This is a genomic window from Nonomuraea rubra (assembly GCF_014207985.1).
Taxonomy (GTDB): domain Bacteria; phylum Actinomycetota; class Actinomycetes; order Streptosporangiales; family Streptosporangiaceae; genus Nonomuraea; species Nonomuraea rubra.
On sequence record NZ_JACHMI010000001.1, the window covers coordinates 634,962 to 659,290 of the forward strand.

At 70.1% G+C, this 24,329-nt stretch carries 24 protein-coding genes; 9 read left to right on the plus strand and 15 right to left on the minus strand.

The annotated features are described in order from the left end of the window. Window positions 1-561, minus strand: coding sequence for a dihydrofolate reductase family protein (locus tag HD593_RS02945; protein ID WP_185100593.1), 561 nt, complete (start codon window positions 559-561; stop codon window positions 1-3). A gap of 161 nt (window positions 562-722) precedes the next feature. Next, window positions 723-1,115 (minus strand): hypothetical protein, encoded by a 393-nt coding sequence (locus HD593_RS02950; protein ID WP_185100594.1) that lies wholly within the window; start codon window positions 1,113-1,115, stop codon window positions 723-725. A 186-nt stretch (window positions 1,116-1,301) separates the two neighbouring features. On the opposite strand from HD593_RS02950, the gene HD593_RS02955 reads away from it, so the two are divergent. Then, complete coding sequence (locus HD593_RS02955) at window positions 1,302-2,360, plus strand: glycoside hydrolase family 19 protein (RefSeq protein ID WP_312903322.1); 1,059 nt, start codon at window positions 1,302-1,304, stop codon at window positions 2,358-2,360. A gap of 122 nt (window positions 2,361-2,482) precedes the next feature. Beyond that, complete coding sequence (locus HD593_RS02960; RefSeq protein WP_185100595.1) at window positions 2,483-3,331, plus strand: lytic polysaccharide monooxygenase; 849 nt, start codon at window positions 2,483-2,485, stop codon at window positions 3,329-3,331. Between the two features lie 52 nt (window positions 3,332-3,383). Here HD593_RS02960 and prfH read toward each other — a convergent pair whose 3' ends face one another. Together prfH and HD593_RS02970 are read right to left on the minus strand one after the other, a co-directional pair. Continuing rightward, window positions 3,384-3,995 (minus strand): peptide chain release factor H, encoded by a 612-nt coding sequence (prfH, locus tag HD593_RS02965; protein WP_185100596.1) that lies wholly within the window; start codon window positions 3,993-3,995, stop codon window positions 3,384-3,386. After that, the gene (locus tag HD593_RS02970; protein WP_185100597.1) at window positions 3,992-5,131 is read right to left on the minus strand and encodes an RNA ligase RtcB family protein; all 1,140 of its coding nucleotides are present in this window, start codon (window positions 5,129-5,131) and stop codon (window positions 3,992-3,994) included. Before HD593_RS02970 ends, prfH begins: the two co-directional genes overlap by 4 nt. Before the next feature lie 81 nt (window positions 5,132-5,212). Here HD593_RS02970 and HD593_RS02975 point away from each other — a divergent pair, with 81 nt between their 5' ends. Beyond that, complete coding sequence (locus HD593_RS02975; RefSeq protein WP_185100598.1) at window positions 5,213-5,527, plus strand: hypothetical protein; 315 nt, start codon at window positions 5,213-5,215, stop codon at window positions 5,525-5,527. A gap of 7 nt (window positions 5,528-5,534) precedes the next feature. On the opposite strand, the gene HD593_RS02980 is transcribed toward HD593_RS02975, so the two are convergent. Continuing rightward, a complete protein-coding gene (locus HD593_RS02980; protein ID WP_185100599.1) occupies window positions 5,535-6,344 on the minus strand; it encodes an MOSC domain-containing protein in 810 nt (269 codons plus the stop codon). A 93-nt stretch (window positions 6,345-6,437) separates the two neighbouring features. Here HD593_RS02980 and HD593_RS02985 point away from each other — a divergent pair, with 93 nt between their 5' ends. Further along, the gene (locus HD593_RS02985) at window positions 6,438-7,418 is read left to right on the plus strand and encodes a hypothetical protein (protein ID WP_185100600.1); all 981 of its coding nucleotides are present in this window, start codon (window positions 6,438-6,440) and stop codon (window positions 7,416-7,418) included. Between the two features lie 51 nt (window positions 7,419-7,469). Here the strand turns inward: HD593_RS02985 and HD593_RS02990 are convergent, their stop codons facing one another. Then, the gene (locus HD593_RS02990) at window positions 7,470-8,063 is read right to left on the minus strand and encodes a hypothetical protein (RefSeq protein WP_185100601.1); all 594 of its coding nucleotides are present in this window, start codon (window positions 8,061-8,063) and stop codon (window positions 7,470-7,472) included. Window positions 8,064-8,175: 112 nt separating this feature from the next. On the opposite strand from HD593_RS02990, the gene HD593_RS02995 reads away from it, so the two are divergent. After that, window positions 8,176-8,517, plus strand: coding sequence for a hypothetical protein (locus HD593_RS02995; RefSeq protein WP_185100602.1), 342 nt, complete (start codon window positions 8,176-8,178; stop codon window positions 8,515-8,517). A 106-nt stretch (window positions 8,518-8,623) separates the two neighbouring features. Here HD593_RS02995 and HD593_RS03000 read toward each other — a convergent pair whose 3' ends face one another. Both HD593_RS03000 and HD593_RS03005 read right to left on the minus strand, forming a co-directional pair. After that, window positions 8,624-10,735 carry a hypothetical protein gene (locus HD593_RS03000; protein ID WP_185100603.1) on the minus strand — a complete coding sequence of 704 codons (2,112 nt, stop codon included), beginning with the start codon at window positions 10,733-10,735 and terminating at the stop codon, window positions 8,624-8,626. Between the two features lie 77 nt (window positions 10,736-10,812). After that, entirely contained in the window at window positions 10,813-12,072 is a 1,260-nt protein-coding gene (locus HD593_RS03005) for a DUF6461 domain-containing protein (protein ID WP_379478768.1), read from the minus strand. Here HD593_RS03005 and HD593_RS03010 point away from each other — a divergent pair. Beyond that, window positions 11,989-12,414 carry a DUF6086 family protein gene (locus tag HD593_RS03010; protein ID WP_185100605.1) on the plus strand — a complete coding sequence of 142 codons (426 nt, stop codon included), beginning with the start codon at window positions 11,989-11,991 and terminating at the stop codon, window positions 12,412-12,414. The genes HD593_RS03005 and HD593_RS03010 overlap by 84 nt on opposite strands. Before the next feature lie 24 nt (window positions 12,415-12,438). Here the strand turns inward: HD593_RS03010 and HD593_RS03015 are convergent, their stop codons facing one another. Beyond that, window positions 12,439-13,089, minus strand: a complete 651-nt coding sequence (locus HD593_RS03015) for a hypothetical protein (protein ID WP_185100606.1) — start codon at window positions 13,087-13,089, stop codon at window positions 12,439-12,441. A gap of 94 nt (window positions 13,090-13,183) precedes the next feature. On the opposite strand from HD593_RS03015, the gene HD593_RS03020 reads away from it, so the two are divergent. Further along, window positions 13,184-13,738, plus strand: coding sequence for an ArsR/SmtB family transcription factor (locus tag HD593_RS03020; RefSeq protein ID WP_221524588.1), 555 nt, complete (start codon window positions 13,184-13,186; stop codon window positions 13,736-13,738). Between the two features lie 47 nt (window positions 13,739-13,785). On the opposite strand, the gene HD593_RS03025 is transcribed toward HD593_RS03020, so the two are convergent. The 4 genes from HD593_RS03025 to HD593_RS03040 form a co-directional block, all read right to left on the minus strand. Continuing rightward, window positions 13,786-14,961, minus strand: a complete 1,176-nt coding sequence (locus HD593_RS03025) for an NsdA family TPR-like regulatory protein (protein ID WP_185100607.1) — start codon at window positions 14,959-14,961, stop codon at window positions 13,786-13,788. Next, a complete protein-coding gene (locus HD593_RS03030) occupies window positions 14,961-15,539 on the minus strand; it encodes a sigma-70 family RNA polymerase sigma factor (protein ID WP_185100608.1) in 579 nt (192 codons plus the stop codon). The genes HD593_RS03025 and HD593_RS03030 overlap by 1 nt, the downstream gene beginning before the upstream one ends. Continuing rightward, complete coding sequence (locus HD593_RS03035) at window positions 15,532-15,720, minus strand: hypothetical protein (protein ID WP_185100609.1); 189 nt, start codon at window positions 15,718-15,720, stop codon at window positions 15,532-15,534. Before HD593_RS03035 ends, HD593_RS03030 begins: the two co-directional genes overlap by 8 nt. A 357-nt stretch (window positions 15,721-16,077) precedes the next feature. Beyond that, a complete protein-coding gene (locus tag HD593_RS03040) occupies window positions 16,078-18,603 on the minus strand; it encodes an FG-GAP-like repeat-containing protein (protein ID WP_185100610.1) in 2,526 nt (841 codons plus the stop codon). 295 nt (window positions 18,604-18,898) lie between these two features. Between HD593_RS03040 and HD593_RS03045 the strand changes: the two genes are divergently transcribed. Together HD593_RS03045 and HD593_RS03050 are read left to right on the plus strand one after the other, a co-directional pair. After that, a complete protein-coding gene (locus HD593_RS03045; protein WP_185100611.1) occupies window positions 18,899-19,384 on the plus strand; it encodes an ALF repeat-containing protein in 486 nt (161 codons plus the stop codon). 24 nt (window positions 19,385-19,408) lie between these two features. Next, window positions 19,409-20,827 (plus strand): hypothetical protein, encoded by a 1,419-nt coding sequence (locus HD593_RS03050; protein ID WP_312904427.1) that lies wholly within the window; start codon window positions 19,409-19,411, stop codon window positions 20,825-20,827. Between the two features lie 12 nt (window positions 20,828-20,839). On the opposite strand, the gene HD593_RS03055 is transcribed toward HD593_RS03050, so the two are convergent. After that, window positions 20,840-23,944 carry an NACHT domain-containing protein gene (locus HD593_RS03055; protein WP_379478769.1) on the minus strand — a complete coding sequence of 1,035 codons (3,105 nt, stop codon included), beginning with the start codon at window positions 23,942-23,944 and terminating at the stop codon, window positions 20,840-20,842. A 121-nt stretch (window positions 23,945-24,065) separates the two neighbouring features. Further along, entirely contained in the window at window positions 24,066-24,230 is a 165-nt protein-coding gene (locus tag HD593_RS03060; protein ID WP_185100614.1) for a hypothetical protein, read from the minus strand. Between the last annotated feature and the right edge of the window lie 99 nt (window positions 24,231-24,329).

Sequence of the window (24,329 nt, forward strand, 5' to 3'; positions counted from 1 at the left end):
CTAGGAGGCGGTCTTGGCGGGCCGGTAGACCAGGTACAGCACGCCCGTCGAGAACGTCTCGGACTTGACCAGCTCCAGCGGGACGGTGGTGTCGCCCTCGTCGAACAGGCGCTCGCCCTTGCGCACCGCGATCGGGTGCACCAGCAGGTGCAGCTCGTCCAGCAGCCCCGCCGCCAGGAGCTGGCGGACCACCGAGACCGACCCGCTCATCGCGATCCGTCCGCCGGGCTCGTTCTTCAGCGCGGTCACGGCCTCGACCAGGTCGCCCTGCAGCAGCTCGGAGTTGCGCCAGGTGAACTCCAGGGGCTGGCGCGAGACCACGATCTTCCGCGCGTCGCCCAGCGTCTTGGCGTAGCCGGCGTCCTCGCCGCCCTCCGCCTCGATGCCCGGCCATGCTCCGGCGAAGCTGTCGTAGGTCTTGCGGCCCAGGAGCAGGGTGTCGGCCATCTGGCTGTCCACGGCCGCGCCCATCTCGTCGTTGAAGTAGGGGAAGTGCCACTCCCCGGGCTCGTCGATGACGCCGTCGAGGGAGATGAACAGGCTGGCGGCGATCGTCCTCATGATGGTGTTCCTTCTGCTTGGTTTCTCGAGGTGCTTGTAGCCTCGCAGCGCCCGCTTACCGAAGTCTTAAGGTCTTCCTCCGGCCACCTGAACCCGGGTCCGTAGCCGGCGGGTGATGGACGGGTCGGTAGGGGGAGAGCACGCCGTCCAGAACGCTCATCTCAGCCTCCGACCAGCGGGACGAGCTTGACGAACGAGATGACGGGATCGGCGATCAGGTCGATCTCGGTGTCCAGGTCCTCGATCTGCCGGTCGCCGACCAGCAGCAGGAAGCCGTTGCGGGCGAACGCGGCCTCGGCGGCGTCGGCCTGCTTCTCCCAGTCCAGCCTGCGCGCGGTGCGCATGCGGTAGCCGTTCAGCTCGGCCTCGGCGTCGGTCGGCCTGACCAGGCCGTGGAAGTGCGGGCGGGGGGCGGCGTTGTGCCTGGCCACCTCCTCGCGTACGCGCAGCCGTACGAGCTCCCTGGCCGAGATCCGCTCGGGCAGATCGGGCAGGGAGAACTCCGCCAGCGCCCGGCCGGTCGCGCTCTCATCGCGAAACGTCACTGATGCCATCGAACGATCCCGCTTCCGTGAAGATCAGGTGGTGGCAGCCATCTATAGCAACAGCGGACGACAGAACGCCTCCCGGCTGACTGGCAGTTTGACAATGAGCCTTGTGGCGCCGGGCCGAACATGCCACGATCACCTCAACTCTTAAGAAACTTTCCTAAGAGAAATTCCTGAGGAAGGGAGTGTCGGGTGCGACGAAGCCTGACGTCGCTGGTCGCCGCGCTGCTCGCCGCGGGCACGATCTCAGTCATCCTCCCCATGTCGTCGGCCTCGGCGGCAGCCTGCGCGACAGCATGGAACGCCTCCGCCGCCTACCAGGGCGGCGCCGTCGTCTCTTACAACGGCCATAACTGGTCGGCCAAGTGGTGGACGCAGAACGAGACCCCCGGCAACGCCGGCGTCTGGGCCGATCAGGGCACCTGCGGAGGCTGGACGCCCGCCCCGTCCTGCAACCACCCGAACTGGGCGGCCGGGCAGTGGTACGCGGTGGGCAGTATCGTCCGGTACACCGACGGCAACTACTACATCGCCGTCCACGAGAACCCCGGGTACGACCCGGTGATCTCCCACTGGTACTGGGACCCGTACACCTGCGGCGGGACGACCCCGACCGATCCGCCCGCCCCGGGCGGGTTCGTGGTGAGCGAGGCCCAGTTCAACCAGATGTTCCCGAGCCGCAACACGTTCTACAGCTACAGCGGCCTGACCGCCGCCATGTCCGCCTATCCCGCGTTCGCCAAGACCGGCAGCGACACGATCAGGAAGCAGGAGGCCGCCGCCTTCCTGGCCAACGTCAACCACGAGACGGGCGGCCTGGTCCACATCGTCGAGCAGAACACCGCCAACTACCCGCACTACTGCGACGCCGGCCAGCCCTACGGCTGCCCCGCCGGGCAGGCCGCCTACTACGGCCGCGGGCCGATCCAGCTGAGCTGGAACTTCAACTACAAGGCGGCGGGCGACGCCCTCGGCATCAACCTGCTGGCCGACCCGTGGCGGGTGGAGCGCGAATCCGCCGTCGCGTGGAAGACCGCACTCTGGTACTGGATGACCCAGAACGGCCCCGGCACCATGACCGCGCACAACGCCATGGTCAACAGCCGCGGGTTCGGCGAGACGATCCGCAGCATCAATGGCAGCAAGGAATGCGGCGGCGCGAACCCCGCCCAGGTCCAGAGCCGGGTGAACGCCTATCAGAGGTTCACCCAGATCCTCGGCGTGAGCCCCGGCGGCAACCTCTCCTGCTGACGATCGCGGGCGGCTTCTGTCCCGAACCGCTTGCGGAAGCCGTCCGGAACGGCTAAATCTTAGGAAAGTTTCCTTTTTAATTCGCGGCCCGTACGAACTCCTCTCACCCCCGGGAGTACGAGATGCGCAAGAGCACCATCGCCGCCACGGTGGCGGCCTCCGGACTGCTGGCCCTGCTGCCGGCGTCCGCGGCCAACGCCCACGGCACCATGTCCAACCCGCCCAGCCGGGTCTACGTCTGCAAGAACGAGGGCCCCGAGACGCCGAAGTCCGCCGCGTGCAAGGCCGCCGTAGCCGCCGGCGGCACGCAGGCCTACTACGACTGGAACGAGGTCTCCCTCCTGGAGGCCGGCGGACGGCACCGCGAGCTCATCCCCGACGGCAAGCTCTGCAGCGCCGGCCGGGAGAAGTACCGCGGCCTCGACCTGCAGCGCGCCGACTGGCCCGCGACCAGGGTGAGCCCCGGCAACTTCACGCTCACCTACCACGCCTCCGCCCCGCACGCCAACAGCAACTTCGAGTTCTACATCACCCGCGAGGGCTGGAACCCGACCATGCCCCTCAAGTGGTCCGACCTGGTCCACATCAGGACGTTCAACAACCAGAACCCGACGACGTTCACCAACTGGACCATCAACCTGCCGCAGCGCTCCGGCCGCCACATCCTGTACTCGATCTGGCAACGCGTGGTCGGCAGCAACGAGGCGTTCTACACCTGCTCCGACGTGGACTTCGGCGGCGGCGGCAACCCGACCCCGACGCCCACCCCCACTCCGACGCCCACCCCGACCCCGACGCCCACGCCGACCCCGACCGTCACCCAGCCCGGTGGCACCTGGAGCGCGGGCACGGCCTACCGCGCGGGGGACAGGGTGACGTACAACGGGCAGACCTACGAATGCATCCAGCCGCACACGGCGCTCGCCGGCTGGGAGCCCCCGAACGTGGCCGCCCTGTGGAAGCGCGTCTGACGCGATGACCCCGTCCCGGCGGCGCCCGGCCTCGCCGATCGCCGCCGGGAGCTCATGATCGGCGTTCGACCCTGGTCGGGTTGCCGCGTACGAGCTCGTCGTGGATCCGCCAGCGGGCGGTGCCGGCGGCCCGCTCCGCCACCTCGTCGCCCCGCTCGATGCGCTCCCGCAGCAGCCGCATGGCGAGGCGGCGGTTGAGGCTGAACTGGCGCTCGGTGTCGACCACGACGACGATCCCCGTGGGCCGGTGGGTGGCCCGCACGGCCGTGCTGGCCTTGTTCCTGTGCTGCCCGCCCGGGCCGCCGGTGCGGCAGGCGACGACGTCGACGTCCGCCTCCGCGAACGTCGTACGCGGGGTGCCGACCTGGCACTGCTGGGCGATGACGTACCAGTTCTTGCGCCCGATCCCGGCCCGGTACGGGCTGGGCGCCTGCCAGCACAGCGTCCCCGTCCACGAGGCGGCGAACGTCTCGGCGCCGTCACCCGCGATCCGCACGAGAACCGACCGGAACGTGCCGGGCCGGTCGCCGGGAACGGTCTCGACCCGATGCGTCTCCAGCTTCCGCCGGCCGGCCTCGCGTTCCAGGCGGCGCAGCAGCTCGGCCAGCGCCCAGGCGCACTCCTGCGGCCCGCGCCCGGCCGACAGCAGCAGATGGACGCTCACGCCTGCCCCCGCCTGCGCCGCCCGCGAGGCGCGGACCCGAGGTCGGCCGTCTTGTAGGTGACCAGCGGGATCGTGGTCGCCACCGGCGTCGCCAGGCCGTGGTCGGCCAGGTCGGCGATCACCTGCTCGATCCGCTTGTACGCCGTCGGCGCCTCCTCGAACAACAACTGCCGGTCGCCGCACACCACCAGCGACCCCACCGGCGTACGGCGCAGCTCCTCGACCGTGTGCTTGGCCTTCCCCCGGCGCAGCGCGTCCGCGCGCGACATCTTGCGCCCCGCGCCGTGCGCCACGGAATGGCCGGCCTCCGGCCCCGCGTGCCCGGCCACGAGGTAGGACGGGGTGCCGCGCGTACCGGCGATGAGCACGTCGCGGCCGTCACCCGGCGCCGCCCCCTTGCGGTGCAGGTAGGCGCCGTCGCGGACCTCCACCAGGTTGTGGCACTGGTCGACGATCGGCTCGGCGGGCTCGAACCCCAGCGCGTGCGCGACCCGGGCGGCCAGCAGCCGCCGGTTGAGCGACCCCCAGCGTACGGCGTCGTCGTGCCGCGCCAGGTAGGCCGCGGGATCGGCGGCGGGGCCCGCGCCGTGGACCTCGGTGTGCTCCCGCAGGATCCGCTCGCCCAGCCCGCGGGAACCGCTGTGGACGACGAGCACCAGGTCACCCGCGTCGAGCCCGAGCCGGCTCGCGTGGCCGGGCTCGAAGACGGTCCCGATCCGGGCCAGCTCGACGAAGTGGTTGCCCCGGCCGACCGTCCCGAGCCCCTCGACGTGACCCGCGGGGATCTCGTCCTTCACCACGTCCCAGGCGGGATCGCCGGCGTCCCGCTCGGGGTCCAGCGCCCGATCGAGGTCGGGGAACCGGCTGGCGAGCTTCTCCGGCACGGCGCGCTTGAGCCTCACCGGGAACACGGCGATGCCGCAGCCGATGTCGGAGCCCACCAGGAACGGGTACAGGACGGTCGAGGTCATGGCGGCGCCGATGGGGGCGCCCTTGCCGGGGTGCAGGTCCGGCATGGCGGCGACGTGCATCATGCCGTCGAGGGCGGCCACCTGGTGGCACTGCGCGACGGCATCGGACTCGATCCAGCTCGTGGGGGAGGCGAACACGGTGACCGTGGCCTGTTGCTGAGACAAGGACGCTCTCTTCGCTGAAAGGGGTACGGGGGCAGCACGGCGCGAACGGGCGCCGTGGCGTCTCGAAGGGGGGCGGGTGCTGTGCGTCAGAGCCTCATGGACACCACGTTCCCCGAGCGCGCCACCGCGGGGCAACTGATTTTCGGGGACGTACTCAGCCTCGGCGCGCCACCCTTCCCCCCGCCCGGGCTCGTGCACTACCTCGACGAACGTCCCGCCGGGCGGCCGCCGGGGGAGACCGTCGTCCTCCTGCACGGCGAACGCATGGCCGAGCGCATCCCGGGAGCCAAGGGGGAGCCGCACGTCACGCTCGCCGGCGCCGGGCACTTCCCGCAAGAGGACCAGCCACGGCGACCGGCCGAGACCATCGCGAACTTCTTCGGCACCACCCCGTAACGGAGGGTCAGCCCGGCCGGACCTCGTCACCGACTTTCAACTCGCCGAGGTTCCTGGGCACCAGCCGGATGCCGAACCAGGACGCCCCGTCCCAGCGGCGATGTCTGGCCAGGGTCCTCAGGGGTTCCTTGCCGCCGTCCTGCGTGGCCGGATGCCAGGTGGTGGCGGCGCAGCGGTCGCACAACTCCGAGACCCGGAAGTCGATCTCGCCGATGCGCACCGACGTCCAGGCGTCCTCCGCGAACGGCTCCGCGCCGTCGATGATCGCGTTGGGACGGAAGCGGGCGACGTCGAGGGGATCCGGGGCAGGCTCCTGGCGTTGCATGGCGCCTTCGGCGATCCAGTCGTCGAGGCGCGCCAGCGAACTCCGGGAGACCAGGTGCAGCGCGCCGGCCCAGGCGAACTCTTCCGGGCCCCCGCCGGGTTCCCCGTTGACGCTGTATCGTCGCGGCTCGTCCTGCCAGACGAGACGGGCCGGCTTACCGAGCAGCCGGGTGAACCATTCATGAGCGTCGGCGCCGGCGAGGACGCCCCGTTCGAAGTTGGCGAAACCGACGGCGATCGTCTCGCCGGTGGCCGGAGAGACCTTCAGCTCGCCCAGACCCCTCGCTGACAACAGCAGGTCGCCCTCGGGCGTCTCTTCAGCCGAAACCGAGAGGAGTTGAGGGTGTTCGCCCACCCAGATCAACTCTCCCAGCGGGTCCACCACCGCCCAGCGGCGATCCCCTTCCAGACCCCAGGGGAGCATTCGGGCGGATGACCGGGAGATGCCCTTGATGGACTTGATGGGGTAGGTGCGGATCTCCGCTAATTCCATTGGCCAAGAATAAGAGAAAGCGCTCTCTGGAGACAGGGATCCGGGACCCCGTTCACCAGCGAGTTGCAAGTCCCACCCCCTACGCTCACGCCCATGCGAAAAGTAGGCGTGGCGCTGACGGCGCTGCTGGTCCTGACGGGGTGCGCGCAGAAGCCCGGCGAAGGCGGGCTGCGGGACGCGATGGCCACCGTCTCGGCCGAGGGACCCGCCGCCGCGTACTTCGAATACGGCGAACCGTCCTGGTGGCGCGACCTCGGCGTCGAACCCGGCTCCGCCGAGGCCCGCCGCTGGTTACCCGCGGCCGTCTCCGGCCTCGGCAGCCTGGCCACCGCCGCGGACGCCCTGCCGAAGGCCACGGGCCTGACCCCGGCGACCGCCATCCGGGCGATCTCGATCGGCGTCCCTCCGCACCAGGCCTTCCGCTACGACGGCGACATCCAGGCGGACGACGTACGGACCAAGCTGACCGCCCTCGGCGCCAAGCCCCGCGACCTCGCCGGCCACGAAGGCCTCTCCTTCGCCCCCGGCAACGAGATCGACCTGTCGCGCCTGATCGTCCCCGGCGTGACCAACCAGCTCAACCAGGTCGTCATCACCGACACCCAGGTAGCGACCGCCTCCGCCCCCGACCCCCTCGCGGCCGTCCTCGGCGGCGACTCCACCCTCGCCGACAACCCGCCGCACGCGGCCATGGCCACCTGCCTCGGCGACGTCGCCGCGGCCACCATCATGGCCCCGTCCCCCGCCACCACGATCACGCTGTACGGCGTGGGCCTGCGCCGCCCGTCCGGCCTGAACGACCAGCCGGTCAACGTCATCTGCGTGCTCCCGTCACCCTCCGCCACCGCCGACGTCGAACGCACCCTGACCACCCGGCTCACCCCGGCGGGGAACATGCGCGACGGCGGGACGTACGGGAAGCACTCTACGGAGATCACGCACGAACGGGTCAGTGCGGACGATCACACGGTGCTGCGGGCGGTGCTGACGCTGAACGGCACCACGAACGTGATGTTCGCCAACCAGATGTTGTACCGGGGCGAACTCCAAACCCTGACCGCTCCATCCGGCTGATTCATCTGGTCACGCCGGCCCGCGCCGCTGGGCATGTTCCTCGGCTCTCCGTCATGGGGAGATGTGATGATCCATGAATCGTTGTATCTGGGCGGGTGTGCGGATCTCGATGGCGTGCGGGAAGATCTGCGCCTCCTGGAAGGTGCACGCCGAGGAGGGCCAGCTGGAGCGGCGGCCACGTGGGTGCGCGTCGGCGGTGACCATGTGCCACACGTTCGCACGCAGGGTCAGCGAATCCACCAGCCACAGCTCGTAGTCGTCACGGTGGTCGGCCAGGTGGGTGAGGTAGCGCGTGAGTACGGTCTGCGCGACCGTCTCGGCTCTCTCGGCCAGGGTGCATCCGTCGGTGTGCTCGCCGGGAGCCTTACGCCAGCCCTTGGTGTGCTGGTCTGTGTATTCGATGAGGTAGACGAATGGGCCGGCGTTCTCGCCCTGGTCCGGATCGCGAAGTTGCCGCGCCGCGTGCGCCGACAGGCGGGCCCAGTCGGCGATGTCGGCATAGAGCGCCGCATGCTGGTTGATCTGGGGGGTGTCGGCTTGGGTGGCGGTCTCGCCCAGGTGCGGCATGTTGAGCAGGGTTGCCACCTGGTGGAGCCGGTGGAGGGGGACCAGGCGGTCCCGCGCGTTGGCGAGATCGGATGTCACGACACTCAGTGTGGTGGGTCGTTCAGCAGCCGGTCAGGAGAAGGCTAAAAGATCTTCCTAGGCGTTTCGGGGGTGCTCCTGCGGCGGTCAGTGCCGCCGGTGCGAGCTCGCCATGCAGCCGCTGGCGTCGTACCTGCCGGCGCTTGGCCCGTTCACGACATTCCGATGGTGTGCCGTCAGGCTGGGGCTGGCGCTCAAGCCGGGCCAGGCGCCCCATGACCTGCGGCGAGGGGAACGGGTGCAGCTCATCCACATCCCCGGGCGCAGGCATGACACCGGAGTGCCGGTGCTTGTCGCGGAGGAAGCGGTGGTGGACGGCGTGAGCTACACGTCCGGGTCGGCCAGTCAGGCCACGGTCATCGTCGACAGCGTCGTAGCTCCAGTGGTCGCGGCTCATGCCGCCGGCGGCGAGATCGCCGTCGCCGTCATCCGTGACACCGCTGCCGGCCCATGACGCTCAAGAAGTCGTCCCAGGAAGATGTGAACGGTGGCGGGGCCGTCCGGTGGAGCGCCGGCCATGTTCCGGACGGCAGCGGCGGATCATGCCGGGCGGTGCAGCTTCACGGCGGGTCACGCGTGAGGTTGAGCGGGGTGGTGACGTGCAGGTTCCAGCTGAGGCCGGGTGGCGCGAGCTGGTGGTCGATCCAGGCGATCGTCGGGTCGCCCCCGGCGTTCAGGGTCATGGCGAGTCTCTCCCCGAAGCCGCCCCTGTTCCTGGCCACCGCGATGCTCTCACAACGGTCGCCGGTGCAGGTGGCGAGCATGAGCCGCTGGTGCTCGCGGCTCTCGAACGCCACCAGCGGCCGCCCTGCCCGATCCAGGACCAGCGCCGGGGCCGCGTGGTACTCGTTCCCGGCGCCCAGCGTGCGCACGTCGGCCTGGGCGCAGTCGGCGGTGCGGCAGTCGAGCAGCTTGTTCGCGTGGTCGCCCGGATCCCGGTAGGCGATGACCGGGCGGCCGTCGGGGCGTACGGCCATGGCCAGGCCGAACGTCCAAGGCAGGTCGTAGGGGTCCGCAGCGGCGGGAGGCACGGGACTGGTCACGATCGGCCGGTGGCAGGTGGCGTCCAGGCAGGAGATCACGTGGATCTGACCGCTGAGCGGGTCGTACCGGGCGGCGACCGGGCGGTCTCCAGGGCCGACGGCGGCGGCCAGGTTGTGGTCGGTGGCCGAGTACACGGTCGTCTCCAGCCGGGCGACCTGCCGGCGCTCCGGGTGTGCGCAGCTCGGGTCCGCGCAGAAGATGAAGGAGAGAAGGTCGTGCGTCGGTCTGTCACCGCTCGCCGGATCTTCGTCGGCGTAGGCCAGGACGAGGCCGCCGCCCTGCCGGACGGCCGGCGTCACCCCCACCGTTTCCGGCCGCGAGCGGGTCGTCGCGACGGTTCCGCTGCTCCGTACGCACCTGGTCCCCTCGCAGGTGAGCAGTTCGAGCCTGTTGAAGGTCCAGCTGGTCAGCAGGAGCCGCCCGTCGGGGAGTCGTGCGCCGGACGTGGCGGCCTCCCACCGGGAGCCGCGGTTCTGCGGCTCGGCCCAATCGAAGCTCGTGCTCCGGCATGAGGGGTCGGCGCATTCCAGCAGGCTGGAATGGTCCTGGTAGCCGTCCATCACCACGATCAGGCGCTCGCCGCGTCCGGTGTGCACGGCTTGCAGGTCGAACGGGCGCACCTCCGGTGTGCGAGCGTGGGCGGAGGCGGGCCAGGATTCCGTCACGTTCGTCTCGGCGATCTCCGGCCAGCCGAACGGGTTGATCAGCACAGCCCCGCTGAACAGCAGCCCGGGCAGCAGCGCCGCAGGTAGGAAGCGTGGCGTGAGCGGGCGTGGCGGCGGGCCGTCGGGCAGGCCGTGTGCCAGGTCCGAGTCGTCCACCTGGGTGCGCCAGGCCATGCAGTGGAGGAACTGGCGCGCCACCACGGCGGCCTGGAACGGCGTCACCGCCAGCACCAGCACGGTTCCGGCCAGCCCCCATCCGAGCGTCGCGACCGGCCCGGGGAGCAGAAGCAGCCCTGAATGGAGAGCCCACGCCGCCGCGCCCGGAAGGAGGACGACTTCCAGGGCCAGCGTCCACGCGGTCGGCAGGAAACGCAGCTTGGTCAGTTGGTAGGCGCGGCGGATCGAGCCCAGCCCCGAACAGCCGTGCAGCAGAACGCCGGGTACGGCCAGCAGAACCGGCATCGCCGCGTACGAGACCACCACCAGCAGAGCATCGGCCTGCCACCGCCGATCGGTCGCCATCAGCATGCCGGCCCTCGCGGCCCAGCTCGCCCCGAACGCCGGCGCGGCCACCGCTAACAGCACGAGCAGGGACGGCAGCCGCCGCACCGTCGCCCTCAGCGCCTCGATGGGCGGAACGTGCCGGTCGACCAGGTGGCCCGCGGCGATGACCACTGTCGCGGGGAACACCACGACGTCCCCGGCGAGCGCGACCGCCGCCAGCACGACCGTCCAGGTCAGCAGCGGGGCATCGGACGTCCCGATGAGCTGGAACCGCTGGTTGACCAGCACCGCAGAACCGCCGGCCGTCAACATCAGGGCCAGCAGGGACAGCGTGGCGAGCGGCACGTGCACCAGCACGCTGGGCAGCGCGAGCCGCACCAGGCGCCGTCCGGCGTCCAGATAGCCCCGGAACAGCACGCCGTCTACGCGCAGCCGCTCGACGTGCTCCATGGAGATCACGGGCCACAGGGTGACAGGGCGTTTCGCGGGTTCGCGCCCTACTCGCCGGAAATGGTCTGGCCATCTCCTGTCGTGGGCTACAGCCAGTTCTCGCCGTGGGCGATGTAGTACTGGATCGCGGTGAGGGTGCGGTGGCGAAGGTGGTCGCCGTTCTCCTGGCTCAAGTGGGTTGCCCTCGCCCGGTCCAGGGCGTTGGAGGCGGCTCTCTCCAGGTCGGGGTCGAGTGCGTGCCGCAGGGCTTCGACCGCTTCCTGCCGCAGCATGAGCCGGCCGATCTCCGTGTCGTGGCCGGGCACGGCGTAGCCGGTCGCTCCGGAGCGCTCGTACGTGGCTTGGGCCTCCTGCCGCAGGGTCTCGTGCAGGCTTCTGAGCCGTTCGCCCGCCACCGCGCCGCGGTCTCCTCGTTCCCCTGTGGCGAGCAGTTCGAGGACCTCGTCCACGAGTTCGCCGTTGAGGTCGGTGGTGCGCAGGGCCAGGTCCACGGCCATGCGGATGATCTCCGGCAGCTTGTCCGGGCCAGGGTCGGCGGCGAGCGCGGCGATGCGGGGGTCGGCCGCGGCCAGTTCGCGCATCTGCTTGTCGAGGAACAGCACGGGGCGCTCCGCTGCGGCGGACGGGATCACGAGCCGGTGGGGACGGGCCAGCCAGGCGCGGTCGATGTGGATGCCGGTCAGGCGCTCGCCCAGGGCGAAGGCGGCTGCCTTGCCGTTGTGGTGCCATTCGGCGGCCGTCACGGGTAAGGAGTCCAGCCAGCCGGCTACGGCGTCCGGGTCGTCGCCGGTCGCGGCGAACAGCTCCATCGGGTCGAAGGTGGCCAGGATGCCGCCGTGCGCGGCGAAGGTCACCGAGACATGCAGGTTGACGGTCCAGCTCAGGGCCAGCGCCTCTCCACCGGACGCGGTCAGCCGCCGGAGCAGCGCCGTGTCGCTGCCGACACACGACCTCGGCTCGATCAGAACCGCCCCGTCACTCTCGACGGCGAACAACGCCGCACGCCCGAGCCGCCCCTCGTCGTCGTCCCACTGTGCCCGGCTCCAGCCGACGGCCGGATCGGCGCCCAGGCCGCGCAGCACCTCATCGGCGGCGACGCCCTTGAGCCAGAGGACACCCACCGGGTCGGGGAAGACCTCGTCAACGCTCGTCATCACGTGCCCGTTTCTGCGAGGCCAAGCCCTGTCAGGCAGCGAGCCGCCTGTTGCGGCCGGAGCCGCCGCCCCATCAGTATGGCCGCGTCCACATGCCTTGGAGGTGCGGTGAGCCAGTATTACCAGGTCGGCGATCAAGTCCTCTGGAACCCTTCGAACGGGGTCTCCGCGCTGTTCATGCGATCCGCTCACGCCCTGGCACCGGAGACGGGCCTGCCGACCGGGCTCGGGCCGATGCGGAGCGACGAGTGCCAGATCGACCTGGAGGCCTTCGCCGCCTTCGTGAGCGCACTGGTCGAACGCTACGAGCGTTCGAACCACCCCGTCCTGCACGCGCTCATGGAGGGATTCATCGCCACGGCGCTGGTGCTCGTCCAGCGCGGCGGCGCGGAACTGGTCCGATCGGAGCGGGTGGACGGCGACGGCTGGCGGGACGTGCAGGTGAGCGGCCCTGCCACCAGGCTGCCCGGCGGCGGCACCGCCGGGCGATGGGCGGAGCTTTCGGCGCGGTACGCCCGGTCCATGCCGCGCTGAGCCCTCGGGCGTCGCCACCCGCGCTCACGACACCGCAGTCCGTGACGCCTGACGGGACGGGTCGAGCGGCCCCCGCGCCTGCTTCAGCAACCTCCACCCCAAGGGTGCCAGGGCCAGCCACATGCACAGCACCGCGAACGGCATGAGGACCTGGCGGCCGGCCCCGTCCAGGGCTTCGTAGGTGACGAACAGCGCCAGGGTGGCCAGGATGAGTGCCAGGGTGGTCGAGCTGATCCGCTTCAGGACGGCCAGCTGAATGATCAGGACCAGGAGGCCCAGGTAGACCAGCTGGGTGCCGAAGCCGTACAGGATGGCCTCGGCTGCCGGGATACTACGGATCTGCTGGTCCATGACCTCCCACTGCGCGTGATCGTCGGTGGCGAAGCCGACGTACAGGTCGACGATCATCTCGGCGATCGAGGCGGCGACGCTGATCAGCGCCACCGCGAGACTCGCCCTGGCGAGGAGCTGCGCGGCGCCGCGGCTTCGGACGCGGCTGTACAGCTCGACGCAGACGAAGGCCAGCATCACGAAGCCGGCGAGCCATACCGAGTGCGCGATCGTCGTCCACGGCTCGACTCCTTCGTTGCCGCCGAACCTCATGAAGGTCCAGCCGCCGAGCTGCGCGACCGGCGCCAGGACGAGTGACCATCCGGCGATTCGTTTCCAGATCATGGGCCCCGACCCTAATCATGCAGAATTTTTTCTGCAAGTTTTTCTCTGCAGAATTTTTGCTGCACAACGGCCTCAGTACGTCTAAGCTGGCCAGATGTCCACCGAACCGGTCATGCACACCCCGGCGGCGATGAAGGCACTGGCCAGCCCCCTGCGGCGAGAGATCCTCAGGCACCTCGCCAACCACGGACCGGCCACCTCCACCACGCTGGCCAGGGCCATGGGCCAGAACACCGGGACCACCAGCTACCACCTGCGCATGTTGTCCGACACGGGGTTCGTGACCGAGCTGCGCGAGCGCGCCAAGGGGCGGGAACGCTGGTGGGACGTCGTCAAGGCCGACCGGCGCACGCCTGCCCGCGAGAGCCTGACCGATGCCGACCAGGACCTCGCCGAGCGGCTCGGCGACTCCAAACTCGCCGAAGACCTGCGGCTGCTGTCGGCCTTCGCCCGCAACAGGGACGAGGAGAGCGACTGGCAGCAGAGCTCCCGCGCCGGCACCTTCATGACCAAGGCGCAGCTCAAGGAGTTCCACGAGGAGTACCTCAAGCTGGTGCACCGCTTCAGCGTCGACCGCGACGCCGCGCCCGCCGACGCCCGGATGGTCCTGCTGCGCTGGGTCGGGTTCCCCGACCCCCGCGGCTCCTGATGGGGCTCGCCGCCGCGGCCGTTGCCGATCAGCACGACGATCGGCTGTCACAGTTGGGCGAGGGCGTGCTGGAAGGCGCGCAGGACCGGGGCCTCGGGGTTGTGGGAGCCGATGACCTGCTCCAGGTGGTGGGCGCGGCGGCGGATGATGCGCGTGCGGTAGTCCGCGGGCAGGCTCTCGGCGGTTTGCAGGGTCAGGTTGACGGCTTGCTCGGTTTCGCCGCTGGCGGCCTGGCAGTAGGCCCGGTCCAGCTGGATCAGGGTGCGATCCAGCCGTTCGCTCGGCAAGTACAGCTCCAGGGCCCGGTTCAGGTAGTCGTCGGCCTCCTCGAACAGCCCCAGCTCCGCCATGGCCTCACCGGAGTGGAACAACATCTGGCGGCGCGTGTAGCCGAAGACCGGGTCGTTCTGCTCGGACTGGTCGGTTTCGGCGAGCAGCTCCTGGCCGCGGGCCAGCGCGCTGCGGATCGCGGCGACCGCCTCGGCGTGCTGAGCCGTGCGGGCGAGCGCCCGGGCCTCGGTGACCGGGGCCATCGCGGTGGCCGCGCAGCGGCGGTCGCCGGCCAGCGCGGTCGCGGTCAGGGCGAGCTCGCGGGTTTCGCGCGGATCGCCGTAGTAGTGCGAGACCAGCGCCTGACGAACGGTCGCCCAGGCCTGCAGCGCGGGATCGGCGGCGCGGTCGGCGGCGGCGCGGGCCGTGGTGAAGAAGGCGCTGGCGGGATCCTGATGACCCAGGTTGATCAGCAGCATGCCGGTCAGACCGGTGAGCTTGGCGGTGATGCGGCACAGGCGCCGATGCCGGTCCGGCCACGGACCTGGACCGCACCGGTGCTGGATGGCCTCCAGGTCGGAGGTGACCTCGCCGAGCAAGGTCAGCGGAGCCGCGCTCATGTAGTGCTGGGCGTGGCGGGTGGTGCGCTGTTCCCAGCGGGCGAGCAGTGCTGCCGGTGCGGTGACCGCTGTGGTGATGGTGGCCTCGATGCGCTGGCGCAGCAGGTCCAGGTGATCCAGCAAGCGGGCTTCGTCGTGGGGCGTGCCGGCCTCGTCCGCGGCCATGATCGCGATCAGCGTGGCGGTGGGGTCGGCGTTCCGGTCGGCGTAGAGCTGAATGTCATGGTGGACGGCCTGGAGCAGATCGTCCAGGGCGCGCTCGGTGTCGGCGTCGAGAGACCGGGCATCGGCCTGATCGCCGTCGGCGCCGGGCGGAGGCTCAGGGGGGAGCATCAGTCGGCCCTCCTTCTGGACGTGAGGCCCAGCCGGCGGGCCAGATGCCGGCGGCCCCGCTTCCGCTTGTCGCGTATCTGTTGTGCGCTCAGGTGCTCCAGCTGAGCGGCCAGTTCTACGGCGGTGAAGCCCTCCATGGACAGGGCGAGGATCATGCGGGTGTCGGGATCGAGCTCCCGCAGGGCCGTCATGACGTCGATCGTGCGGGCGGCCAGGTCCTGGTGATCGTCCACGGCGGCGTGGGGCGCGGGTACTTCGGCCACGGCCGTGATCGCCGGCTGCAACGACCGCCAGTAAGCCTTGACCGCCACCGTCCGCAACCACTCCGGCACCTTGCTGATGCGTTCGGTGCCATCCTGTTGCTTCTTCATCTGCTTCCACAGCGCCATGAAGGCTTCCTGGGCGGCGTCCTCCGCCTCCGGCAGCGAGGCGCCGCAGCGCATCACCGCGCCCACCACCTTGCGATGTTCGCCGTCGAACAGCTTCAGGAACTGGCTGCGCAGCGTGGTGGCCGGGTGGTCCGAGGTGGTGCCGGTGAGCTGGTCGTGATACGAGAAGGCCCGGTCGTCGTCAGGCATCGTGGTGGGCCTTCGCGCCGGTTTCGACCAGGGCTGGATCCGGGGTGCGACGGGCCGCCACGGCGCCGTCCCGAGAACGCCTGGCTCGGGCCCAGTCGATGATGCCGCGCCCTGCGTAGGCGATCGCGTAACCGATGGCGACCAGGTCGGCCACCACCGCGATCACCGAGTCGGAGTTCATGATCATCTCTCCTCGGTCTCGCCTGAGACACTGCCGGGCCCGCTTGTCGAGGGCGTATGTATCTATGAGGGGCGAGAGGGCCTTGATCGGGAGCCCTGACAGGAAGAGATCCTTTAGCGTGCTGAGGCGATCACCCGTAGTGACGTGCGGCGGCGCGGCCGGGAGCCGTTCGGCGGGGAGAGCCCGTCCACGATCTGGCGAGGTCATCGGCCATGACGGGCATCCGCAAGGTCCTGGACGGCCGAGGCCACCTAGCCTCCAGGTGACGCCGCCATCGCCGGCTGGGATAGGAATTTCTAGATCCAAGGAAGATTCGGCGGGCCGTACGCCGACGTCCAGCCCGCCGAATCCCGTGTGTCAGCCGATGGCGTTGACCGTCCAGCCGGTTCCGATCTGCGAGCGGCTGCCGAAGCGGCCGTTGCCCAGGCCGGGATAGACCCACAGATTACGGCTGCCGTCGAGGGCGACCAGGTCGGTCTTGCCGTCGCCGCTCAGATCCATGGCGGCGAGCTTGTAGGTGCTCCAGCCGGTGCCGGACTGGGTACGGCCGGCCAGCGTGACCCCGTTCTGGCTGGTGTTCGCGTAGAACCAGAGCTCGCCCGAGGTGTCGATCGCCATGACATCGGCGCGGTCGTCGCCGTTGAAGTCGGCGGGGAAGACGCGGTAGCCGGTCCAGCCGCTGTTGCCGATCGGCGTCTTGCCGCCCCCGTCGGGGTAGTAGTACAGCGCGCCGTTGCTGTTGTTGACGCCGAACAGATCGGCGTCCGGCCTGCTGTTGGCGTTCCCCGCGGCGTGGACGTAGTTGGCCCAGCCGGTGCCGACCAGCTTCCTGGCGCCGGACACCAGCCGTCCGTTCTGGTTGGGATACATCCACAGATCGCCGCCGGAGTCCTTCATGACGACGTCGGCCAGGCCGTCGGCGTCCCAGTCGGTGACGATCCACTTCAGCGAGCCCCACCCGGTGCCGATCTTCACCCGGTTGGCGCCGCTGACGGTGTTCAGTCCCGAGCCGCCCTGGCTCGGGTACATCCACAGGTCACCGGCCGCGTCGGTGATGATGACATCGTTCCTGCCGTCCCCGTCGAAGTCGTGATCGTTCGGCGCGGGCGTGCGCGAGAGCCCGTTCCAGGTCTGGAGAGTGGACAGGACACCCTTGAAGTGGCCGCCGAGGCTGGTGGCGCCGGTCTTGTGCGCGCCCGCGCGCAGTGCGCCGGTCGCCTTCCACTTCACCGTGTGCCGCACGCTGGCGACGTTCCGTCCGTTGACCCAGAGGATCGCGACGCCGGTGGCGGCCTTGTAGGTCACGGCGACCTGTGACCAGACGCCTGCCGGGGCGCTGCCCGCGGGCGCGGTGGCGGTGTCCCAGACGGGACTGGCCACGTCGGACCGGCTCATGGCGAAGCGCCAGGATCCGTTCTCGGCCCAGAGTTTGAAGCCGGCGGTGTTGACGCCGTCCTGGGACAGGACGGTACCGCCGGCGGCGGGCTTGGCCCAGGCGCTGAGGCTGAAGTCGGCATCGGTGCCGACGGCGGGGCCGCCGGCAGAGAGGGTTCCGGTGGTGCCGTTGAGCTCGACGGCCGGGCTGAAGGTGTCGCCGGTCCTCCAGGTCGCGCCGGCGGTGGCGGTCAGCGGGAGGCCGGTTCCGGTGAAGGCGCTGTCGGCGGTGGTGCCGACGGCGCTGCCCGGAGCGGCTGTGGCGGGCAGGTCGGCCAGGGACCAGGTGTGGGCCGCCGTGCTGGTGGTGATGGCGCTGACCCAGGTCGAGAGATCGTCGGCGCGGGCGGCGGTGAGGGCGGTGCCGTTCCCGGCGGTGCCGGGGCAGCCTGCCTGGCCCGCCTGGCTGAGCACGGCGGCGAGCTTGCCGCCGTTGAGTACGGGCGCGCCGGCCATCCCGCTGCACACGAGCGGGGCGGTCGCGGCGGTCAGCGTCGTCGGGGTGGCGGCGGTGAAGGTGACCTGCGTGCTCTGCTGCCGGTCGGTGGTCCAGTCGGTGGCCGTCACGGTGCGGCTGTGGCCGACGGCGGTCAGCTCGGCACCGGTGGGAGCGGTGGCGGCCAGCGGGATCGGGGTGATCCCTTCGACCGGGGCAGCGAGTCGGGCGAGCACCACGTCGCGGCCGGGACGCGGGCTCAGCCAGTCGACCTTGGCGGCGGCCTTTCCCGGGAACGCGACGTAGGTCGCGCCGGCAGGCGGTCCCTCGGCCAGCTGGGGCTGGTTCGGATCGGTGGCCAGGCAGCTCGCGGCGCCGAGCGCCCAGCGCGGTGCGACCAGCGTCGCGGTGCACTCGCGGCCGGTGGTGGCCAGCTTGCCGACGGCCGGGTGCTCGCCAGTGCCCGGCGCGGGGCCGGTGCCGGCACGGAGTTGCAGCAGCATGGTCGGCGACGCGTTCGGGTCGGCGCCCAGGCCCACCTGGGTGCTGCCGTCCGGATCCACGTCGACGGTGAGCTGTTCGCCGTCGTCGCTGCGCAGCCGCGCGGTCACCTGGTGACCGGTGCCCTCCCGCTGGCCGTCGCCGCGGATCTCGAACACGCCCGGGACCTCGAGGTTCAGCACGCCGGCGGAGGCGGTCACCTTGAAGCAGACCCGGCCGATCCCGTCGGAGCCGATGGCCTCGTCGGTGGTCCAGATCTTCAGCAGGCCGAGGTCACCCTGTGCCGGCGTGGCGCAGTCGGCCAGCAGGATGTGGCCGTCGCCGGAGATCAGCCTGACGTTCTGAGCCGCCAGGATCTCCGCCGCACCGGGGTACGGGTGGACGCCGTCGTCCACCAGCGACGGAGGCGAGATCGCGGACGCGCCGGCCGGCGCCGGCCCGACGGCTACGGATAAGGACGCTGCCATCGCCGCGACGACGCCCAGCGTCGCCCAGCGCGGTGGAGAACTCATGATCACAAACCTCCGGTGACTGCCCCGACCCGTTCCATCCACGGGCCCGAAGCGAGGCTAGAGACGCCCGGTATGCGGCCGGTATATCCGCCCATTTCTGGGATTGCCGGGCATTCGAGCAGCGTGTGACACTCAGCAGTGCTGAATGGACGGTGATCGGTTTCACCTCTTCAGCGCTCCCCGTGTGCGAAGGCTCGAGCGGTGACGGCGGCTGCAAATGCGTGCGTGGACACCGGTCACGAAGGGACGAACGCGCCCAGGCGCGGTGCGCCGGCAGGCGAGGATCGCGGCCCTCGTGGTCCTGACTCTGCTGGCCGGCCTGCTGCGGGTGACGCCCGCACATGCGGAGCAGCCGGTCGCCGCCGATCGCTCCCACGTGGTGGCGGCCTGGCAGAAGGGCGGCCCGCAGGTTCGATCAGCGGCCGAGGCGGCGCTGCTGGGCTCGGACGAGCAGGTCAGCGCGTTCCTGGCCGGAGGATGGCGCCAGGCGCAGCGTCTCGACGAGCGGGACAGCCTCGCGAGCGTCATCGGCAACGGTGGTCCCGCGCTACGGGCCAAGGCTCAGGCCGCCCTGGACGCCGACGCGGCAGGTGATCAGAGCGCGATCGCCACGTTCCTGCAGAGCGGATGGCAGGGCCCGTCGGACATCGACGTGCGGGTGCCGGTGAACCAGCTGATGAGCGCCGGCGGCGAACAGGTCAAGCAGGCGGCGCAGGCCGTACTGGACTCAGGGGACACCCAGGCGCTGCGGGAGTTCCTGGAGTCGGGCCGGCAGGCGTAGTGGAACACCGACCAGCGGCTACGGATCAACCAGGCCATGGCCACCGGTGGCCCGCAGGTGCGCGCCGCGGGCCAGAAGGCGCTGGGCGCCGGTACGCCGGAGGCGCTGGAGGCGTTCCTCGTCCACGGCTGGGCGGTGGCCTCGGCGCGGGACGACGAGACCGCGACGCTGGAAGACCTGCTCGGCCAGGCGAAGGCGGCCGCCGCGCTGGCGGCCCAGGAGACCGCCAACGCCACGAGCGAGGCCGACCGCGCCAGGGACGCCGCAGCCGCGGCGCGCCGGTCCGCGGCGGAGGCCGCCAAGGCGACCGAGGCCGCGCGCGAGAACATGGCCGAGGTGAAGGCGCAGGCCAAGCGGGCGGCGCAGAAGGCGGCCGAGGCGGCGCAGATGGCGGCGAAGGCCAACCAGAAGGCCGCCGAGGCGTCCGTGGATGCCACCTGGGCGATCGCCTCCTACGAGATCGCCGTGGACGCCGCCAACAGGGCCTCCGCGGCCGCCCAGAGCGCCTACAGGTCGGTCAACGAGGCCGGCCTCGACGCCGAGGCGGCTGTCGCAGCGGCCAACGAGGCCTACGAGGCCTACGAATATGCCGCTGGCGTGGAAATCGCCAAATGCGGTCACGAGTACACCAGGGACGATTACGCCAAGCTGGAGGATCTGTACGGCTTAGAAGAGGGCGGCTTCTACAGCAACTGTATAGAGAACGTCATCGGAAATCCTGAGGATCTGGCCACCCGGGCCTATATCAATTCCGCTTTCTGCGACATATATCCGCAAGACAGCCAGTCTTACGAGAACTGCATCAACAGCACCCTGGACCCCGCGTTCGAGGGAATGCAGCGATACGCCCTCACCTTCCAGGCGCTCAAGAACGCCTACACGGCCGCCAGGACGGGCTCGGACGCCGTCTCGGAAATCCAGATCGGCCTCATCAGGAGCAAGGAACAACTGGTCCTCGCGCACGTCCGGGCGGTGGAGGCCAGCCTGCATTCCGCCGGCAACTACACCGCCCCCAGCGGCACCGCCTTCTTCTGGTCCGGCCGCAGCCCGGAAGGAGACGCGTACGTGTACGCCGGGCCTGACAAGGCCGCCGAGATCGCGAAGGGAATGGGCGGCACCACGCTCGAAAGGCTCATGGACAGCCGCGGAATTCCGCAGGCGACCTGGGGCAGCAGAGACATGGACTGGGACCCGGCCGAGGTGCCGTGGGACGCCATCAAGGACCAGGTGGACGCCCTGTGGAAGCGGGTGTCGCTCGCCTATGCCAGAAACGCCTCGGGCGACGTTCGAGTGATTCTCGGAGCGGAGGTGCGCTCGACGAGCGTGTGGAAGCCCACGGAGTGTTTCGAGCTCCTGGCCAACCCCAACGTCACCGAGATCACCATAATCGACCTGACCACCGGGAAGGAGGTGCGGGTCGTCTCCGATCGCTCCCAGTGTTAGCCGCGCGCCGGCTCACACCAGACCGAGCTCCGCCAGCACCGACCGGATCTTCGCCGCCATCTCGGGCTTGTCCTTGCCGAGCCGCAGGTCGCGAAGGGTGAGCACGCCGCGGAGCCGGGGAGCGTCCAGCCTGAGATGCCCCAGGACGATGTCGAGGAAGCCGGTGGCGTCCTTCTCGGCGTACGGGGCGAACGCCTGGCTCAGCAGCACGCAGTCGGCGTAGGCGCCGGCCAGTTCGGTCGGCTCGGCGCCTCGGCTGGAGAGCAACCACAGGCGGAGCAGGGCGTTGGCGGGGGACATCGCCTGATCCGGCCAGTAGCCGGCCACGGTCATGAGCGATCGGCTGAGGTCCGCCGCGAGCGGCGCGACGGCATGGATCAGCAGCTCCTCCTCGTAACCGCAGAGGAAGTAGAAGTAGCGGGCCGCCGCCAGGAACTCCTCGTGCATCCATGAGGACTGCCCGCGGGCCTCGTGATCCGGCCCCATCTCGAACGTCCAGTAGAGGTCGAACGTGGGCGGGCTGGATCCCCTGCTCCCGGCCCAGTGGATGGACAGGTCGCGTTCCCCGTCCCGCCAGCGCCGCTGGACCTCCACGTTCCGGACGAGGTTCATCCACGCGTTGTAGGCGATCTGGGACCGCCAGAGGCGGGCCATGCTCCGCCACCTGCTCACCACGGAGGTCGGCGTGCCCGCCGTGGCCGCCGGTTCGGGGAACAGCTCGGCGCCGGTGACCTCGCCGCCCGCGAGCGTCAGCAGGAGGAACAGGTTGAGGCTGTACGTGGCGAACTGCATGGGCGCGGTGCGCAGCCCGCGGACCCGTGCCGGCAGGTACGCGCCGTAGGCCGAGGAGCTGCGGTAGTGCAGCGCGTCGTGGAACAGGGCGAGCAGGGTCCGCTTGAGCTTGTCCCGCAACCCGGGATCGAGCCCGTGGATCAGGTCCTGCAGGAACTCCAGCACCGACTCCCGTGACGACAGCGGGCTGTGGGAGAGCAGCGCGTGCAGGAAGTCGTCGTTCGGCCGGTTGCGCCGGGCGTGCCCCGTGTGCAGCTCCGCCGCGGCCACGAGGTCCTCGACCTCGTGGGTGGTGAGGCGGGCCACGAGATACTCGCCGAACGTGGAGTGCAGGAACTCGTAGGCCTTCCGCTTCCTGTCCTCCTGCACGGCCTGCGACTCGTGGACGAAGAAGAACCGTCCGACGATGAGCTCGGCGGCGTTCAGCGGGGTCTCGAACTCGTCGGGCTGGGTGGTCTGCTCGGAGAGCAGGTGGAGAAGGTCGCCCGCGAGCTCCTCCTCGGTCGCCCACTGGCTGTAGCGATTGAACATCGCGAACGCCACGACCGACAGCCGTAACAGCTCCCGCTCGACGGAACGCTCCAACGCCTGCTCCGACAGCGCCTCGCCGGACTTGCGGACCTCCCTGCGGGCGAACCTGACGAGCAGCCTCTCGTAGAGCTGCGCCCGGTCCAGCCTGCCCATCTCGTGGCGCAGGGGATTTCCGTCCATGTCGTAGAGGGCGAGCATCAGCAGCAGGAGCGGCTGGCAGGCGAGCTCGCCGAGCCGCGCGACCACGGGCATCTCCAGCGGGGAGAGGGAATGGCCGGCGAAGTACTCGGCGTTCAGCCGGTTCCACATGTCCAGCCACCGCTCGATCTGGGTCTCGTTGAACGGATCCAGGTGGATCACCACGGTCTCCCGCGGCAGGCGGGCGCGGTGGGCCACCACCGTACGGCTGGTCACGATGACCGCGGTGGGCCTTCCCTGGGCCGCCTCGCGCTCCTGGAAGCGCGCCACCTTCTCCAGGTAGTTGGAGCTGCTCACGCCCGTCACCTGGAGGAGTTCGTCGAAGCCGTCCAGGATGACGACGCCGACGAGGTTGGCGGCTCCGGCGTACAGCGCGGGCCAGCGCACGCTGTCGCCGGTGGCCTGCCGGACGGCGTGCTCGATCTGCATCTGCAGGTCCTGCTCGGCCGGCGCCTCCCGGAGCGGGACGCGGACGACCGCGAACTGCTCGGGCGGCAGCCTGGCCGCCAGGATCTTGGTCAGGACGGACTTGCCCGCGCCGGGCTGCCCGAGCACCAGCAGCGGGAGCTGCGTGGCGCTCGGGTGCGTGAGATAGCCGAAGAGGAACGTGTGCAGGTCGTTCTCCAGGGGGCAGTTCCGCCACCAGCTCCATTCGGACGGCTTCGCCGAGCTGGTCATGATCGCCCGCCGGAAGCACGGGCTGATGTACGCCTGGTCGAGCGAGGGCATGGTCATCTCGTCCGGCAGGTCGGCGTTGGAGATGATGGGCTGGTTCAACGCCATCCGGTAGTGCTGGGAGAGCGCGTCGCGGATGCCGGTGGGCACGGCTCCCGACGCGACCGATTCGAGCAGGCGGCGCAGGTCGCGCAGACCGGTGTCGAGCGACCCGATGACGGCGCGGGTGGCCTGGTGGTCGACGCGGGCCGACCAGTACGCGATCTCGGGCACCTCCGTGGCCAGGCGGTGGAAGAGCTCGTCGTACCGGTGGCGTGCCTCGGCGGGTACGGCGTCGGTCAGCCAGCGTTCGGCGTGCTCGCGCTGGGACTCGGTCATGGACTCCCACAGGCGCAGACCGCGCAGGAAGGCCAGCAGCCGTTGCGACAGCAGCCGGTAGTAGTCGTCCAGGGCCTGCTCGACCTGCTCGTACGGCTGGGTCGGGCCCGGGCAGGGGAGCTTGACGTGCAGGAGCTGCTCGACCAGGTCACCGAGCCTGGTGCCGGTGACGTCCCGGGCGCCGGCGATGATCGCCTGCTCCGACCTGAGCATCCGCAGCCTGCCGGGGCCGAGGTGCGCTTCGCCCTGCCGGACGGTGTCGAAGAACGCGGTGACGACGATGACCGCGTGGGCGGCGGCGATGCGCTGGGTGCGCTGGTATCTGCCGAGCCCCAGGAAACGCTCGTGCAACGCGGAGCCGAGCTGCCCGCTCAAGCGGGACAGCTCTCCCTGCACGTCGAACAGGCTGACCACGAGCTCGCCGGCCGGGCCTGTAGCGGTGTGCAGCAGCCCTCCGACCAGGCGATCGATCGCCTTGATGAGTTTCCCGTCGCCGCCGAGCACTTTCACGGCATCCGAATAGTTGAACCACCCTACGGTCACACAAGACCTACACCACAGCGAAGGATGAGTCGTCTACGGTTGGGGGTGCTGATGTGGCCCTATGGTTAGACCTCTGATGAATAGACGAAATTATTCACCTAAGGGCGTTAAAAGCCGGTTTCTACCAATTTCCTGGGGCGGGCGGCGGAGTGCGGTTGTCGAACAACCTGACGTCCTCCGACTGGCGGGGCTCCACCAGCATCTCCCGCACGGTCAGAGCGATGGGGGAGTCGCCGAGCCTGTCAAGGTCGGACAGCTCGATGACATCGGCTTGCGATGTTGCCATGGACATCTCCTCATGCTCGTCTCGGAGGCACTGACGTTCGCCGGCCCGAATTTGAAGGAACTAACCAGAAAGGGTCGGTGGCGCTGACCGTAATCGTCG

Bases quoted from the DNA above. Each gene is read 5' to 3' on its own strand.
- HD593_RS03020 (WP_221524588.1), top strand. From the start codon at position 13,184: ATGTCCACCGAACCGGTCATGCACACCCCGGCGGCGATGAAGGCACTG.
- HD593_RS03040 (WP_185100610.1), bottom strand. From the start codon at position 18,603: ATGAGTTCTCCACCGCGCTGGGCGACGCTGGGCGTCGTCGCGGCGATG.
- HD593_RS02950 (WP_185100594.1), bottom strand. From the start codon at position 1,115: ATGGCATCAGTGACGTTTCGCGATGAGAGCGCGACCGGCCGGGCGCTG.
- HD593_RS03015 (WP_185100606.1), bottom strand. From the start codon at position 13,089: ATGATCTGGAAACGAATCGCCGGATGGTCACTCGTCCTGGCGCCGGTC.
- HD593_RS03035 (WP_185100609.1), bottom strand. From the start codon at position 15,720: ATGAACTCCGACTCGGTGATCGCGGTGGTGGCCGACCTGGTCGCCATC.
- HD593_RS02985 (WP_185100600.1), top strand. From the start codon at position 6,438: ATGCGAAAAGTAGGCGTGGCGCTGACGGCGCTGCTGGTCCTGACGGGG.
- HD593_RS03025 (WP_185100607.1), bottom strand. From the start codon at position 14,961: ATGCTCCCCCCTGAGCCTCCGCCCGGCGCCGACGGCGATCAGGCCGAT.
- HD593_RS02995 (WP_185100602.1), top strand. From the start codon at position 8,176: ATGCAGCCGCTGGCGTCGTACCTGCCGGCGCTTGGCCCGTTCACGACA.
- HD593_RS03060 (WP_185100614.1), bottom strand. From the start codon at position 24,230: ATGGCAACATCGCAAGCCGATGTCATCGAGCTGTCCGACCTTGACAGG.
- HD593_RS02980 (WP_185100599.1), bottom strand. From the start codon at position 6,344: ATGGAATTAGCGGAGATCCGCACCTACCCCATCAAGTCCATCAAGGGC.
- HD593_RS02945 (WP_185100593.1), bottom strand. From the start codon at position 561: ATGAGGACGATCGCCGCCAGCCTGTTCATCTCCCTCGACGGCGTCATC.
- HD593_RS03030 (WP_185100608.1), bottom strand. From the start codon at position 15,539: ATGCCTGACGACGACCGGGCCTTCTCGTATCACGACCAGCTCACCGGC.
- HD593_RS02960 (WP_185100595.1), top strand. From the start codon at position 2,483: ATGCGCAAGAGCACCATCGCCGCCACGGTGGCGGCCTCCGGACTGCTG.